1 protein-coding gene is annotated in these 1,071 nt (G+C 62.6%); it reads left to right on the top strand.

Going from position 1 to position 1,071, the window contains the following annotated elements:
* Positions 1-199: 199 nt before the first annotated feature.
* A partial coding sequence (gene selD / locus Q8Q83_RS06135) for a selenide, water dikinase SelD (RefSeq protein ID WP_305622060.1) occupies positions 200-1,071 on the top strand: 872 nt, incomplete at its 3' end.

The following is a 1,071-nucleotide window of genomic DNA, read 5'->3' on the forward strand; positions in this document are numbered from 1 at the left end:
CGCCGCCAAGGCACGATTTGCAGGCCGTTGAGAAACTACTGCGCTCGGCTATGCGTCGTTGAAAACAGCCTCGGAATGCTCATGTACAGCTCGTACACTGCGCTTCCTCGGCTGTTTTCGCCTTGCCTAGCCTTTGCTCGCTACGTTTTTCAACGGCCTGTTAGAATCCGCCGCTTATCGAGGCGATACGAGCGATGCCATGAGCGAACCCATACGTTTGACCCAGTACAGCCACGGCGCTGGCTGCGGCTGCAAGATTTCCCCCACGGTGCTGGAGGTGATTCTGGCCGGTAGCGGCGCGCAGAATCTCGATCCGAAACTCTGGGTAGGCAATGCCTCGCGCGACGATGCGGCGGTGTATGCGATAGATGAAGAACGCGGCGTGGTGTCGACCACCGACTTCTTTATGCCGATAGTCGATGATCCCTTCGACTTCGGCCGTATCGCCGCCACCAATGCCATCAGCGACATCTACGCCATGGGCGGCGATCCGCTGATGGCCATCGCCATCCTCGGTTGGCCGGTCAATCGATTGCCCCCGGAAGTGGCCCGCGAAGTGATACGCGGCGGCCGCTCGATCTGTGACGAGGCCGGCATTGCCCTGGCCGGCGGCCATTCCATCGATGCGCCGGAGCCGATCTTCGGCCTGGCAGTCACCGGCCTGGTGGAAAAGCGCCATATGAAGCGCAACGACACCGCCACGCTCGGCTGCCGGCTGTACCTGACCAAGCCCCTGGGCATCGGCATCCTCACCACCGCCGAGAAGCAGGCCAAGCTGCGCCCCGCGGATATCGGCCTGGCGCGGGACTGGATGTGCACCCTGAACAAACCCGGCAGCCGTTTCGGCAAGCTCGACGGCGTGACGGCGATGACCGACGTCACCGGTTTCGGCTTGTTGGGGCATCTGGTGGAAATGGCCGACGGCAGCAACGTCACCGCACGCATCGAATACAACCGTGTGCCGCGTCTGCCGGGTGTCGAGTATTACCTCGACCAGGGCTGCGTGCCGGGCGGCACCCTGCGTAATTTCGACAGTTACGCGAGCAAGGTCGGGCGCGTGCAGGAATTGCA

Source organism: Pseudomonas sp. (assembly GCF_030696055.1).
GTDB lineage: Bacteria > Pseudomonadota > Gammaproteobacteria > Pseudomonadales > Pseudomonadaceae > Aquipseudomonas.